The organism is Bacteroides sp. AM23-12 (assembly GCF_003434395.1).
Lineage (GTDB): Bacteria > Bacteroidota > Bacteroidia > Bacteroidales > Bacteroidaceae > Bacteroides > Bacteroides thetaiotaomicron.
Genome location: NZ_QTLF01000017.1, coordinates 18,155 through 32,308, shown reverse-complemented (window position 1 = coordinate 32,308; position 14,154 = coordinate 18,155). Strand labels below are relative to the sequence as shown.

The following is a 14,154-nucleotide window of genomic DNA, read 5'->3' as shown; positions in this document are numbered from 1 at the left end:
TTGAGAGTAAATGCTTATTTATAAAGTGAATGCTTTATTATCAAAAGGCCGATATTGGCTTATTATTGGTTTAATACTTGAAATCAGACGGTTTCACATAGACGCGGTATTCACGAATCATGCCCGGAAAGTCCTTCTCGGCACGGGGCAGATAACGGAAGCCAGTCACTGTTTCCACTTTGCTCAGGTCGATTACCAGTTGGTGGGGATAAGCGACATTATCAACGGTCATCCAGAAAGTGGATTCCTGCAAGTCGAATATCTTATCCGCCGTACGGTTTCCGCTGCGTGTCTCTTCGCTATCGGCATAACGGATTTTCCAATGTTCGCGGGATACGGGTTTGCCGTCGGCTCCCAGCACATCGAACTCTGCAATAGCGGCAATATTGTTATTGGCTTGCGGAGAGAGTGCTTCCAGACAGAAGAAACGTCCTTTCACCGGAGCGGCGAAACGTACTTCCTGCCAGCCGTTGCCCGGAGTGAAGGCTCCTTCGTGCGCAACCTTTTCTCCTGTCAGCTTCAACTTTTCTCCATCCTTGCGATGTGTTTCCGGTGCTTTCTCGCGGAGTACGTCGAGGATCGGTTTCTTCAGACCTTTGATTGATGATTTCGTCGGACCTTTCAGGTCGAGAACGAGAATTTCATTCTCGCCTTCTTTCAGCCAGCAGCCCGGTATGAAGAGTGTCTGCTGGGGACCGATTTCCCAGAAACGTCCCATCGCATGACCGTTCACCCATACCATACCTTTGCCCCATGTGCTCATGTCGAGGAAAGTGTCGCCTACTTTATCGAGTTTGAAAGATGATCGATAGTAAGCGGGCATAGTCGGTAATATCTTCGTATCCTTGTAGTTCTTGTTCTTGATAAATGAGTAGTCTACGGGGAAGTTATATACAGTCCAGTTTTTCAGTTCTTTCACCTGATTGCCCGAAAGGAGTTCTACCTTTTCGGTGATTCCCTTCCGGTCGTGGATGGACTTATCAAAGTTGACACGTCCCATTGCCTCTACCAGAATATCCAGTTGCGTACCTTTCTTCAAGGCCGGCAAGATAGTGGTAAATTCTCCTTTGCGGCGGTCGAGACGGGCCAGCAGCTTGCCATCAGCGTAGATTTGTGCCCAGTCGTGCACTTCGGTGATTTTCAATGTAGTGCCTGAGGTTACTGCTTCGGGCAATGTGGTACGGTACAGGATTGTTCCCCACCCTTGGTTGAATTGCTCCATCGGCTGGATATCCACCGACTGTTTGGCATCCGGCAAGTTGGAGAAAAGCGGAGCTACTTTGGTAAAATGAAATTCGGGTACTTCAATGACCGGCATTGCAGCAGGGACTTCCGGCAGTGCTTCACCGGCAGGAAGATACGTTTTCAGCAGGTCGCGGAGGAGATAGTATTTCTCTGTCGTCCATCCGGCTTCGCTGATCGGGGCATCGTAGTCGTAAGAACTGCACATAGCGGAGTAGGCAGGATTGTTGGCACCACCCCAATGTCCGAAAGTCGTTCCTCCGTGAGTCATATAAAGGCTGAAGGAGATGTTGCGGTCGAGCATTTCTTTGATGCCCTGTACCATATCTTTGGCAGGACGTGTTTCATGTTTCCGTCCCCAGTGGTCGAACCATCCGCTCCAGAACTCGCTGCACATCAACGGAGTTTCCGGACGAAGTTCTTTCAGTTTCTTAAATTGCTGGTCTATATTGGCGCCTGTTCCGAAGTTGATGGTCCAGATCAGGTCGTCGAGTGCATTCCGTGTAAAGTTACTGCTCCAGTCGCATTGGAAGAGAGGTACATCGGTAAAACCGGATTCGCGCACCAAGTCGCGTACGGCAGAAACATAAGGCTTGTCAGTGCCGTAAGAACCGTATTCGTTCTCCACCTGCACCATGATAATATTTCCGCCCTTATTTACCTGTAGCGGCGCCAGTTGCTTACCGACTTCTTTCATGAAGATGCCTACCCGTTCCATATAATAAGGATCGAGCGTGCGCAGTGCCACATCTTTCTTCTTCAGCAACCACCAGGGCAGGCCGCCCATTTCCCATTCCGCACACACATACGGACCGGGGCGGATGATGACATACATTCCGTGTTTCTGAGCGGCACGACAGAAGGCAGCGATATCATTCTGACCTGTAAAGTCAAACTTGCCTTCTTCCTGTTCGTGTATATTCCAGAAGATATAAATACAAATAGTGTTCATTCCCAACGCCTTACACATCTCAATACGATGATCCCAATAGGCTTGCGGAATACGGGTATAGTGCAGTTCGGCAGCTTTTACTACGAACGGCTTCCCGTCCAGCAAGAAAGTATTCTTGCCTGCCTCAAACTTACGGGCAGTAGTCTGCGCCTCTGCACTACTGAAAAAGATGACTGTAAAAAGTACTAGTAAAGCAATAAATCTGTGTCTCATGGCTTTTATCTCAATATAGAATTATAATTATATATAGTATACGGCAAAGATAGGCGATTCACCTAAACCGCAGGTACCAATTATCATTCAAAAAAGGTTAGAAATAAAGCAAAATCCCCTGAGACAGATTATTTTTAAAGGAAATACGACCTTTTGTTGACAGGTTACTTGTGTCTGTACCCGCCCCTCCGGTCGATTTCCTTTATAGTATGAATGTTTTTCTTTCTTGTGTTTTTTCTTCCATTTAGAAGAGTTTTCTTCTCCTCAGAGCTGTTTTATAATCCAGCCCCGATGAATCAATTATCTTCTTCGTCTTTAAACATTTGTTTAATTAGATCAATATTATCATCATAATCATTACCCGATAAAGTGATGACATCTGCCAAACCTACAATATTCGAATCTGAATCATAAGTGGTCAGCAAACAGTACATTTCACGTCCTGTGGCGTCTTCTTCAATATGAAGTTGTACCGGTTCACTTCTTCCTCCGGGAAGGTCTGCCAGATATTCAAAGTTCCTGGATAAGAAAGCTTCCACTATCTTCGCAGGGTTTGTCTCATCACGCTTAAACTTCTTGACTCCCATACTCTTGACTTTTCCTCCACTTTGAAAGTTGTATATATCAAAGTTATTCAGATAGGCAGCTATCAGGCAAACCAGTGTCATGATGATTCCGGCTGTACGCACCAACCAGCCTGCCAATGGAAGCAAACCGGGAAAAATAGCCAGAACGGCTCCTACCACGGCCAAACCTAAATATAACACAGGTTTCAGATTGTTCTTTCTTTTTTCAAATTTAGTCGGGTTGGCGGCATAATACTCGCTGATGTAACTGTAGTACTTGTTGTTCTTTTGTTCCATAATTATGTGTTTTTGTGATTAAACTATCTTGATCAATTTACCATTTGATTTGCACCCAAGGGCTCTTAGGATTAGACAACAGATCGTCTGCCATTCCCTTCATTCCTAAATTGTGAGCATTGGTCCCTCCCCAGATAGCCCTGCCAATAACATAACTTATCGCCATATCGTGCCATGATGTGAAAGAAGAATGAGCCAATTCATACGCCTTGTCGATATAATTCCACGCTTCCATTTCTGAGATATATTTCATATCGCAGCAGGCACGGGCAACAAAATTAATTCTGCCGGCATCCCAGCCAATCACTCCATAGCGGACTATATCTTCTTTAGAAGTAATCACTTCATAAGCTATCAACTCCTCATAGACCTCTTTCAAATTTTGCAGTTGCCCGACAGCTTTCTCATAATCTTCCTGACTCTCCATGTTCTGCTGGAAAATATCGTCTTGCGCATTTTCATCGTCAAGCAAAAAAGCCTCATAAACAAACGGAAAGTAGTAATCATAACCTTTCCGGCACAAATCATCCAATGTTTCGCGGGCATCATGAGCATTATTTATTCCCCACCATTCACCGAGAATAGTAGGCAACTTATCTTTGATATCCAACGAGAGAGTGTTCAGATATCCGCCTTGCTGCAAGGCATACAATGAACCTATAGACAGTTTTTTATACTGTTCTACGGATAATTTTGATTTTGATTTAAAACGAGGCCCCCGAAAAGCTCTTATAATAGTACGGACAAATGGCCATACCTTCATATAAAGAAAAGAAAGGACCATTACTCCGCCTACGACCCAAGGCATCCAACTCATGTCTGTCATAAATAGTGTTTTTGTTTTATTGTTAATACTAATTCAATCTTAATTCCTCTGCCACTTTGCAGGACAGGCTGATATCATTATATATGTCCTCGAGCAGCTTCCCGTCATTCAACGCACTTGGACGCACACATAAAAAACCGGAAGGCATCACGGCGGCATAGTAGAAAGTACCTCTGCTGAACGAAAGCATGATATCGCATCCGAAAGTCTGGCGCAGCGCCGTCATATGACGCATCATCGCAGGAGTGAGCAACATACGTGCTTCTACTTCATCATCGGCATAAACGGCAAAATAGTTCTCAAACTCCTGATCTTCCAGTTGCACCAGTCGGGCACTATAGCGCTTCTTCAACCCCTGGATATTCTTCGCCAGATATCCGATCTTTTGTTCTAAGTGGTCGGGCAATATGATAATATTTCCTTTGAATCGCTTGTCTATCTTACACCAGGCAAACATACCCCGAAAATTGTGCGGACTGCTATCCAGCCGCGAGGCAAACAGCGGACGAAGCACAAAACGGTAGATCATGACAAAATATCCCAATACAGGATTGTACTGCAACTTATTCAACAGCCCGTAAGACACACCGATATCCGCCACGTGCAAAGAGTGCTCGCCGTGCGGAAACTGAATATATCCATATGTATTGGCTGCCAGTGCCGGATCAGAAAAAGAGGCGGAAAAGAGTTTGCTGTCTCTCAATATCCGGCTGTCTACCTGAGAGGAAGCCGAGAAATAAACGGTAGGAAACAGAGTAGACATAATGTGCTGCATAGCTTCCGACTCCCGTTCCTGAAAGTTAGTCATACAGCGGGTGAAAACGAAGTTGACCACTATAAATCCAATGAATACAGGTATTATATACTGCGTGAACTGCATATAGTTCTCAAGACCTATATAAGATACAAGCGCACCGCCAAACAACACAAACATAAACCAGCAGAATACAAAAAGATAAACTGCAATACTTCCTGTTCGTACCACCTTTCTCCAGCCATTTACCCGTAAAAGCTCCGAACGAAGCTGTTCTGATAATTTCTTAAAATCAATTGTGTCCATATTCGTATTATCTGAGAAGTTCGGCGACATTTACATTCTGTTGTTCCGGTTCGGGAATATCAATCAGTTCTTCCTGATGATGACCTTGCTGACGGGCAACAACGGAAGAAGGAAACATCTCGATGGTATTATTGTAGTCTGTTACTGCCGCATTATAGGTGCGCCGGATGGCTTGCAGTTGCAGTTCCATGTCCTCAATACTGTTTTGCAGGCGATGGAATTGTTCATTCGCTTTCAGTTCAGGGTAATTCTCGACCGACAACTGTAATTTGGTTAACAGACCGGACAATTCATTGCCACTTTTTATTTGTTCGGCTTCCTGTGAAGGTTGGAAAGAATGTGATCGAAGTTCCGTAATGCGGGTAAGAATTTCATTTTCATGACCCATATATGACTTAACGGCGGCCACCAAATTAGGTATCATGTCATTTCGCTGCTTTAATGCCACGCAAATACCGCTACGACATTGCTTCACCCTGTTTCGCTTAGCGATCAAATTGTTGACTGCCCAAATATACCAAAGTGCGATTAGCAGTATAAGTCCCGATCCAAAATATATAATTCCCATGCTTTTACTTTTGTGTGTATATCAGTTTTCAATAGTTATATCCTATTCAATTTTGACACAGGCAAAAGTAAACAGCATCCCACAAATTAGCAAACAAAGAGGGGGTATAAATACAGGTAAGCAAAAATCAGATAATACGTTAATTAATAAAGCATTAGTTAGGCAGAAGACGGGGTATAGCAGGGTATATTTATAAAATTCAGAGGGTAATATTACAGTAATGGTCAGAAGATGATGTCCATTTTATGACCATCATCTCCTGACCATTACTTAAGTCTATTCAAAGTCAGTGTCTACAATCCGCTGAAATCGACTCCCTCAAATACCAGTGAAGGGATACGCCAGGAGGAGTTCAGACGCGGGTCGTTTCCGGTTGCAACCAACGAGTTCCACAAGGTAATCAGATTGCCGGTAACATTCATCTCGGATACCGGTTGCGTCAGTTTTCCATTCTCAATCAGGAAACCTTCGATGCCATAAGAGAAATCTCCGGTCGAACTGTTGTTGTTACCACCATTAAAGCCCGTAACGAGGATACCTTTTTCCACTCCGGCAATCAGTCCATCCAGATTCTTATCTCCCGTTTCCATGACCAAAATAGATGAACCGCTGATAGTCGGATCGACTCCCATCTTCTTAGCATTGTAGGTATCAATGAAATAGGTATTCAGTACTCCCTTGTCAAAGATGGAGCGACGTTCCGTAGCAATACCTTCGTTGTCGAAGTAGCGGGCGCCGGAAGCTTTCACCAAATGAGGTTCGTCCGTCAAAGTCAGTCGGTCACTAGCTATCTTTTCATTCAATTTATTTAATAAGAATGAGTTTTTCTGTTGCAAAGCCGAGCCGTTCAGCGCACTGATCATCGGACTTAGCAAACGGCTGGAATTCATCGGATCGACCACCATCGTATATTTGCCGGACTGTACTTTCTTTTGTCCCAGTTTGCGTAATACACGTTCCAGCGCTTTCTGGCCGATTCCTTTCTTAATCAGATCGTTCATATAAAGCGACGACTCATACCAATAAGCAGAAGGACGCGCCTCGCCTTCCCCTCTGATCGTGATGTCGGCAGAAAGTGAGTACCACGTACTTTTGGTTTCTCCTTCAAAACCATTGCTGATCAGGCGGTAAGCAAAGTCCTCGCCATCGCCATAGGAAGAACCGACAGAGATGATCCGTTCGTCCTTGCCTAGTGCTTCTTCCGCTACGGCTTTCGCCATCTCTATTTTATCGTCCGGATTTAAGGATGCGAACTTGGCATCATATAGCTTTAAGTCCGGTTTCCCACCTTTATAGTAACGGGAAGGGTCCGCCAATACACGCGCCTCATCTTTAGCCAGATAGCGTGTAGAGTCTATTCCGTTTTTGATAAATGTTTCGAGCTCTTTCCGGTTCAGGCGGTTGGTAGAGATACTACCATAACGTCCGTCCACATACAGGGAAAGGCTTAATCCGCCTTCCGATGCCTGTTGCAATCTGTCCATCTTCGCATCGCGCAGTTCGAAAGAAGTGTTCGAAGAAGAGTATAAAAGGACTTTTGCTGCCTGGCAGCCATTCTTCAAGGCGTAGTCCATCGCCCACTGTGCCAGTTTCTTATTTTCGTCTGTAATCATAGGTTCGTCTTTTTAAAGTAAGCATTTACTTCTAGTTCTCTCCACCGACAGTCAGTTTGCTAACCAAGGCTGAAGGCATACCGCAAGTCACCGGACAGGATTGTCCGTCTTTTCCGCAAGTCCATGTACCGTTGTCGATCTTCGCATTGGTAGCTACCATCGTGATATCCGCCAAAGCTTTCGGACCGTTACCGATAATATTAATGTCCTTGATCGGTTGCGTCAGTTTACCGTCTTCGATCATGTAGCCCGACTTCACAAAGAATGTAAAGTCTCCGGCACCGATCTGTACCTGACCGTTCGTAAAGTTATCTACAAAGATTCCCTTCTTTACAGAAGAAATGATATCCGATTCGCTCACATTTCCGGCTTCCATATATGTAGCACGCATACGGGGTATCGGCATATTGCGGAACGATTCGCGACGTCCGTTGCCGGTTGGTTCCACTCCGTAGTGCTTTGCACTGATACGGTCGTGCAGATAACTAGTCAGTACTCCGTCTTTAATCAGATAAGTTTTCTGTCCTTCGGCACCTTCATCGTCGAAATTCACCGAGCCCCGATTGAACGGAATCGTACCGTCATCCACCACGTTGATATGTTCGTTGCATACTTTCTTATTCAGCTGATCGGCAAATATGGAAACATTCTTCCGGTTGAAGTCCGCCTCAAAAGTATGTCCGATAGCCTCGTGAAGCAAGATACCCGATCCTCCGGCACCCATGACAACAGGCATTTCACCGCCTTTGGGTTTGATAGCCTTGAACAGAAGAGAAGTCTGGTCTACCGCTTCGCGGGCGATTACGTCCACTACCTCGTCCGACAGGAAATCGAATCCTCTGCGGTAAGCACGGGCAGCGTAGCCGTTCTCCGTCTTTCCGTCTTCTTCCATGATGCACACGGCACCCAGCGTCACCATCGGACGGTAATCGTAGAACATCACTCCCTCCGAATTGCAGAAGAAGATATGCGAAGTGGTATCGCTCTGACTTGCCTGTACTTTATGTACCCGTTTGTCCAAAGCGAAAATCCGGTCGTTCAGTTTTTGCAGATAAGGCATCTTATCTTTCAAGCTGACTTCCTCCCACGGGGAAGCAACGGTATAATAGTTCTTCTTCAGTTCCTTTTCGGTGAGATTCAGCGGTTTGTTGCCTTTGTTGGCGGAAGCGATGCGGGCGGCAGTACGGGCAGCTTTCAGCATATCCTCCACAGTAATATTCTCCACGTAGGCATAGCCACTCTGGTCTCCAATCAGTACACGGACTCCGACTCCATAGTCAATATTCGAATAACTGTTGTTCACTGCACCATCCATCAGGCGGATGCTGTTGGATATCGTGTGTTCAAAGAAAAGGTCGGCATAATCGCCTCCTTTCTCCAATGCCGCGGCAAGCACCTTCTTCAAGTCTGCCTCGCTTACTCCGAAATGATTCATAGCCAAAGCAACTGCTGCTTTCTTGTCAGCTCCTTCGCCGCCCAATGCACCCGGGGTAGTCAGAGCCATAGCAGAACCTGTCGCCAATGATCCGAGTAGAGCTATACCTCCGGTTTTTAGAAAATTTCGTCTGTCCATGTTCACTTATATTTAGTTTCAGTTTTCTTTTGTCAGCAGACTTTCCAGTTCTTCGGCATTCAGACGAAGATAGAATTGTCCGCGATAAGCTACAGAAATAGCTCCTGTCTCTTCGGAGACGATGATGGCGTGCGCATCCGATTTCTGCGAGATGCCCATAGCCGCACGGTGACGCAAGCCCAGTTCTTTCGGGATGTTCAGGTCGTGAGAGACTGGCAGGATACAGCCTGCGGCTTTGATCCGTTTTTTGCTGATAACCATTGCTCCGTCGTGCAGAGGACTGTTCTTAAAAAATATATTCTCAATCAGACGCTGGCTGATAGCCGCATCTATAATTTCTCCTGTACGGACCACTTCATCCAGCGGAGTGGTATGCTCGATCACGATCAATGCGCCTACTTTCTGCTTTCCCATGCTCAGGCAAGCCATTACCACCGGCATGATATCATCATGTTTCAAGGCTTCTTTCCTCGCCCCGCTGAAAAAATGCGCCAATGCACTGACATGCCGATGCGAGCCCAGCGTCAAGAGGAAACGACGAATCTCATCCTGAAAAAGGACGATCAAAGCAATCACACCCACATTCATCAAGGTATCGAATATGGAGCCCAGCAGTTTCATCTCCAGAATCTGAGTGACCACCAGCCAGATCAGGATAAAAACCAGAATGCCGGTAAAAACCTTGATAGAGCCGGAGGCCTTCATCAGTTTGTAGGTGTAGTACAACAGAAGGGCGACCAGCAGTACATCGATAAAATCTTTTATGCCAACGTCAAAAAACACGGTACTTATTACTTATTACAAGTTATTAATTCACAAACGACAAGAGAGTATCACCAACGGATAATGCCATTCTATCATTTGCCATATTCACTCTCAGTTCTCAGTTTATCCACAATCCGGACGGCTTCCACCGCTTCGCGCACGTCATGCACCCGAAGAATGTTCGCTCCTTTCATTAACGCAACGGTATCCAGTACGGTTGTTCCATTCAATGAATCCTGCGGAGTTCCTCCCAATAGTTTATAAATCATTGATTTCCGGGAAACACCGACTAACAGTGGAAGTTCGAAAATGCTGAACTCTTCCAAATGAGCCATCAACTCATAATTATGCTCCAGTGTCTTCCCAAAACCAAAACCCGGATCGAGTATAATGTCTTTCAGACCCAATTCACGAAGTTGTTGCACCTTGCGAGCAAAGTACATGAACACTTCCTTCATCAAATTATCATAATGGGGTTCTTTCTGCATATTTTGGGGAGTTCCCTGCATGTGCATCATGATATAAGGCACTCCCAGGCGGGCCACAGTCTCAAACATCCGGTTGTCCATCTCACCGGCAGCGATATCATTGACGATAGCTACGCCATACTCCTCCACACACTGTTCGGCTACATCCGCCCGGAAAGTATCGACCGAAACGATAGCATCCGGATGATTCCGGTTTACGATCTCCAGTCCGGTACGTAAGCGGTTCATTTCTTCTTCGGCGGTGATGTGTTCGGCGTTCGGGCGCGAGGAGTAAGCTCCGATATCAATGATAGAGGCTCCTTCATCGATGATCTGCCGTGCCCTCGCTGCAATTTCCTCCTGCGTCTGCATCCGGCTGCCGGAATAAAAAGAATCGGGTGTCACATTGAGAATACCCATCACTTGCGGAGTAGCAAGATCGAGCAGACGTCCTTTCACATTTATATAAGTTGGAGAGATCAATTTCATTCTTGATTATATTCCAGTTAGACTGTTGCAAATGTAGATAAAAAAAGCAAGTATTCGTATTAAAATTAGGAAATAAACGTATATTTGCAATCAATAGCAATCAATAGAACTACCGAAAACGAATACCATGAGCCGATTGTCCCGAATTATCTTAGGATACCTTGTCTCTTTTTTGTTCATCGTTATTCCTGCAAAAGCCCAGAAAGAAGCTGAAGTTTATAACGTTGATTCCTCTTTGTATGCCTACTATCAGCGTTGCCAGGAACATTTGCTGGAACCGGTCGTGCTGAGTATGTCCGATACGCTGTTCCGTATGGCTAGCGGACAAAACGACCAGCGGATGCAGGCGGTAGCTCTCTCCACCCGGCTGGACTATTATTATTACCAGGCCAATAATGAAGACAGCATCATTTTTTATACCAATAAGGTAAAACAATTCGCTAAAGAAATACAGCAGTCCAAGTACTACTATTTCGCCTGGGCCAACCGGCTGATCCTATATTACCTGAAAACCGGAAGAAGTAACATCGCCCTCTATGAAGCCGAAAAAGTGCTGAAAGAGGCACAAGCCGAGGACAACAAGACCGGACTCATGTACTGCTACAACATCATGTCGCAGATTTACACAATCAAGAACTTTGATGTCATGGCGTCCGAATGGCGCGTGAAAGAAATCGAACTGACCGAAAAATACAAATTAGAAAACTATAACATCAGTAATACTTACGCTCAACTTGCCAATTACTACATTACGCATCATCAGCCGGAACCAGCGCTGGAAGCACTGGAAAAAGCAGTAAAAACAGCCAACTCCGCCAGCCATAAAATACTGGCAAAGCTGACATACGTAGAGTATTACAGTGAATTTAAAGATTTCTCAGCAGCGGAGAAGATGCTGAAAGAATGCAGGGAACTGTTCGACCAGGACAAAAGGCTGGACTCACTCAAAAAAAGGTTTTACCGCACAGAGGCTTTCTACTACCAGCGCAGCAAACAGTTCGTCAAGGCACTGGAAGCTGTCGAGAAGCAGAAAGCCGAAGAGCAACGGCTGAATGAGTACGCCATGAGCAGCGGACAATACCGCCTCAAAGGAGAAATCTACAGACAGATGGGCAGACCGGATGAAGCGGTGAAATTTCTGAAAAAGTATATTGAAGTAGACGATTCTTTGAAAATAGCCAATGAACAACTGGCGAGCAGCGAATATGCCACGCTGCTAAATGTAGAAAAGCTCAATGCGGAGAAAAAGGAATTAATGCTTCGGACAAAAGAAAAGGAGTTGAGCAATAAAACGACGCTGATTTTTTCATTGATCATCCTGTTAGCCATCCTCTTCTTGTTCTTATATCGGGAAAGCCGTCTGAACCGGAGGCTGAAGGCCTCGGAAAGTGAATTAAGAAATAAGAACGAAGAACTGACTTATTCGAGAGAAGAACTGCGCAAAGCCAGAGATCAGGCAGAAGCGACCAGCCAGATGAAAACGACTTTTATTCAGAGTATGTCTCACGAAATACGGACACCGCTCAATTCGATCATAGGCTTCTCACAAGTATTAAGTGACCACTACGGCAATGAGGAAACGAAAGAATTCGTCAACATCATCAAAGCCAACACGGACGATCTGCTTCGACTCGTGACCGATGTGCTCGCATTGTCGGAGCTCGACCAATATAACAAGCTCCCTACAAATATCCAAACGGATATCAATATGATCTGCCAGCTATCTATCGAAGTAGCTAAAATGCAGAAACAAGACACAGTCGAATTCCTTTTCAAACCGGAAAGGGAAAAACTAATCATACTCAGCAATCCGGAACGCATTTCGCAGTTACTTGCCAATCTGGCACACAATGCGATCAAATTCACGACTCATGGCAGCATCGAACTGACTTATTCGGTATTGGAAGCAGAAAAGAAACTCGAGATCAGCGTTACTGACACCGGTATAGGAATCCCTAAGGAGAAACAGGAAAAAGTATTCGAACGCTTCTACAAAATGAACTCCTTCTCACAGGGCACGGGCCTCGGACTGTCGATCAGCCGGACGATTGCCGAAAAGTTAGGAGGCAGCCTCCACATCGATTCATCCTATACGGACGGGTGCCGGATGGTGCTGACTCTTCCTTTGGTATATGCTGAGTAAAAAACGCTTCTGACCGATACCAAATCCGAAAGAATAGCCTATCTTTGCAACATTTAAAAATAAAAGCTCAGGCTATGAAACTTTCTGCTCTTTACCAGATATTTCTGGATTGCCAATTAGTGACGACCGATAGTCGGAACTGTCCTGAAGGATCACTGTTTATCGCTCTGAAAGGCGAGTCATTCAATGGAAACGCTTTTGCCGGAAAAGCATTGGAAACCGGTTGCGCCTATGCTGTCATCGATGAATCCGAATACGCGATTGAAGGCGATCAACGATATATACTCGTAGACGACTGCCTGCAAACATTGCAACAGCTTGCCAATTACCACCGCCGCCAGCTGGGTACACGAGTAATCGGTATCACTGGTACCAACGGCAAGACGACTACGAAGGAACTGATCTCCGCCGTACTCTCTCAGAGCCACAACATTCTTTATACGCTAGGTAATCTGAACAACCACATCGGCGTACCCTCTACCCTGCTCCGCCTGAAAGCGGAACACGACCTTGCCGTCATCGAGATGGGCGCCAATCATCCGGGAGAAATCAAATTCCTCAGCGAAATCGTAGAGCCGGACTGCGGTATCATCACCAATGTAGGCAAAGCCCATTTGGAAGGCTTCGGTTCTTTCGAAGGTGTGATAAAAACCAAAGGAGAACTTTATGACTTTCTCCGTAAGAAAGAAGGTTCTACCGTCTTTATCCATCACGACAATGCTTATCTGATGAACATTGCCGGAGGACTGAACCTGATCCCTTACGGCACCGAAGATGACCTTTACGTAAATGGACGCATCACCGGCAACTCCCCTTATCTCACTTTCGAATGGAAAGCGGGCAAGGACGGTGAAACCTATCAGGTTCAGACGCAACTGATCGGAGAATACAACTTCCCCAATGCACTGGCTGCCATCACCATCGGCCGCTTCTTCGGAGTGAAAGATGCAAAGATCAACGAAGCCTTAGCCGGATATACACCGCAGAACAATCGTTCGCAACTAAAGAAAACGGATGATAACACACTGATCATCGACGCATACAACGCCAACCCGACCAGCATGATGGCTGCCTTACAGAACTTCCGCAACATGGAAGTTCCTCACAAAATGCTCATCCTTGGTGATATGCGCGAACTGGGCGCCGAAAGCGCTACCGAACATCAGAAGATAGCAGACTACCTCAAAGAATGCACGTTCGAAAAAGTATGGCTGGTAGGAGATCAGTTTGCAGCAGCAGAGCACTCCTTCCAAACCTATCCCAACGTACAGGAAGTAATAAAGGAACTGGAAGCCGACAAGCCGAAAGGATACACTATCCTGATCAAAGGGTCCAACGGAATTAAGCTCAGTTCGGTTGTAGATTATCTATAATATCGCT

The 14,154-nt window shown here is 45.6% G+C and carries 11 protein-coding genes; 2 read left to right on the top strand and 9 right to left on the bottom strand.

Going from position 1 to position 14,154, the window contains the following annotated elements; translation table 11 throughout:
- Positions 1-70: 70 nt before the first annotated feature.
- The 9 genes from DW640_RS14455 to folP all read right to left on the bottom strand — a co-directional run bounded on the left by DW640_RS14455 (position 71) and on the right by folP (position 10,631).
- Positions 71-2,407: a beta-galactosidase gene (locus tag DW640_RS14455; protein ID WP_055229081.1), complete on the bottom strand. Its 2,337-nt coding sequence runs from the start codon at positions 2,405-2,407 to the stop codon at positions 71-73.
- Positions 2,408-2,703: 296 nt separating this feature from the next.
- Positions 2,704-3,270 carry a hypothetical protein gene (locus DW640_RS14450; RefSeq protein ID WP_008767050.1) on the bottom strand — a complete coding sequence of 189 codons (567 nt, stop codon included), beginning with the start codon at positions 3,268-3,270 and terminating at the stop codon, positions 2,704-2,706.
- A 37-nt stretch (positions 3,271-3,307) separates the two neighbouring features.
- Entirely contained in the window at positions 3,308-4,096 is a 789-nt protein-coding gene (locus DW640_RS14445) for a DUF1266 domain-containing protein (RefSeq protein ID WP_055229080.1), read from the bottom strand.
- A 28-nt stretch (positions 4,097-4,124) separates the two neighbouring features.
- Positions 4,125-5,156 carry a DUF3137 domain-containing protein gene (locus DW640_RS14440; RefSeq protein WP_055229144.1) on the bottom strand — a complete coding sequence of 344 codons (1,032 nt, stop codon included), beginning with the start codon at positions 5,154-5,156 and terminating at the stop codon, positions 4,125-4,127.
- Between the two features lie 7 nt (positions 5,157-5,163).
- Entirely contained in the window at positions 5,164-5,724 is a 561-nt protein-coding gene (locus tag DW640_RS14435; protein ID WP_008762595.1) for a LemA family protein, read from the bottom strand.
- 293 nt (positions 5,725-6,017) lie between these two features.
- Entirely contained in the window at positions 6,018-7,337 is a 1,320-nt protein-coding gene (locus tag DW640_RS14430) for a TldD/PmbA family protein (RefSeq protein WP_008762594.1), read from the bottom strand.
- A 31-nt stretch (positions 7,338-7,368) separates the two neighbouring features.
- Positions 7,369-8,910, bottom strand: coding sequence for a TldD/PmbA family protein (locus DW640_RS14425; protein WP_016269758.1), 1,542 nt, complete (start codon positions 8,908-8,910; stop codon positions 7,369-7,371).
- Positions 8,911-8,928: 18 nt separating this feature from the next.
- Entirely contained in the window at positions 8,929-9,693 is a 765-nt protein-coding gene (cdaA, locus tag DW640_RS14420) for a diadenylate cyclase CdaA (protein ID WP_008762592.1), read from the bottom strand.
- A 74-nt stretch (positions 9,694-9,767) separates the two neighbouring features.
- Positions 9,768-10,631, bottom strand: a complete 864-nt coding sequence (folP, locus tag DW640_RS14415; RefSeq protein ID WP_008767053.1) for a dihydropteroate synthase — start codon at positions 10,629-10,631, stop codon at positions 9,768-9,770.
- A gap of 127 nt (positions 10,632-10,758) precedes the next feature.
- Between folP and DW640_RS14410 the strand changes: the two genes are divergently transcribed.
- Complete coding sequence (locus tag DW640_RS14410) at positions 10,759-12,774, top strand: ATP-binding protein (RefSeq protein WP_008762590.1); 2,016 nt, start codon at positions 10,759-10,761, stop codon at positions 12,772-12,774.
- A 74-nt stretch (positions 12,775-12,848) separates the two neighbouring features.
- Positions 12,849-14,147 (top strand): UDP-N-acetylmuramoyl-tripeptide--D-alanyl-D-alanine ligase, encoded by a 1,299-nt coding sequence (murF, locus tag DW640_RS14405; protein ID WP_061473613.1) that lies wholly within the window; start codon positions 12,849-12,851, stop codon positions 14,145-14,147.
- The last annotated feature ends 7 nt before the right edge of the window (positions 14,148-14,154 follow it).

Excerpts from the sequence above, each read along its gene's own strand:
- DW640_RS14455 (WP_055229081.1), bottom strand. The coding sequence starts at position 2,407 with ATGAGACACAGATTTATTGCTTTACTAGTACTTTTTACAGTCATCTTT.
- DW640_RS14450 (WP_008767050.1), bottom strand. The coding sequence starts at position 3,270 with ATGGAACAAAAGAACAACAAGTACTACAGTTACATCAGCGAGTATTAT.
- DW640_RS14445 (WP_055229080.1), bottom strand. The coding sequence starts at position 4,096 with ATGACAGACATGAGTTGGATGCCTTGGGTCGTAGGCGGAGTAATGGTC.
- DW640_RS14440 (WP_055229144.1), bottom strand. The coding sequence starts at position 5,156 with ATGGACACAATTGATTTTAAGAAATTATCAGAACAGCTTCGTTCGGAG.
- DW640_RS14435 (WP_008762595.1), bottom strand. The coding sequence starts at position 5,724 with ATGGGAATTATATATTTTGGATCGGGACTTATACTGCTAATCGCACTT.
- DW640_RS14430 (WP_008762594.1), bottom strand. The coding sequence starts at position 7,337 with ATGATTACAGACGAAAATAAGAAACTGGCACAGTGGGCGATGGACTAC.
- DW640_RS14425 (WP_016269758.1), bottom strand. The coding sequence starts at position 8,910 with ATGGACAGACGAAATTTTCTAAAAACCGGAGGTATAGCTCTACTCGGA.
- folP (WP_008767053.1), bottom strand. The coding sequence starts at position 10,631 with ATGAAATTGATCTCTCCAACTTATATAAATGTGAAAGGACGTCTGCTC.
- DW640_RS14410 (WP_008762590.1), top strand. The coding sequence starts at position 10,759 with ATGAGCCGATTGTCCCGAATTATCTTAGGATACCTTGTCTCTTTTTTG.
- murF (WP_061473613.1), top strand. The coding sequence starts at position 12,849 with ATGAAACTTTCTGCTCTTTACCAGATATTTCTGGATTGCCAATTAGTG.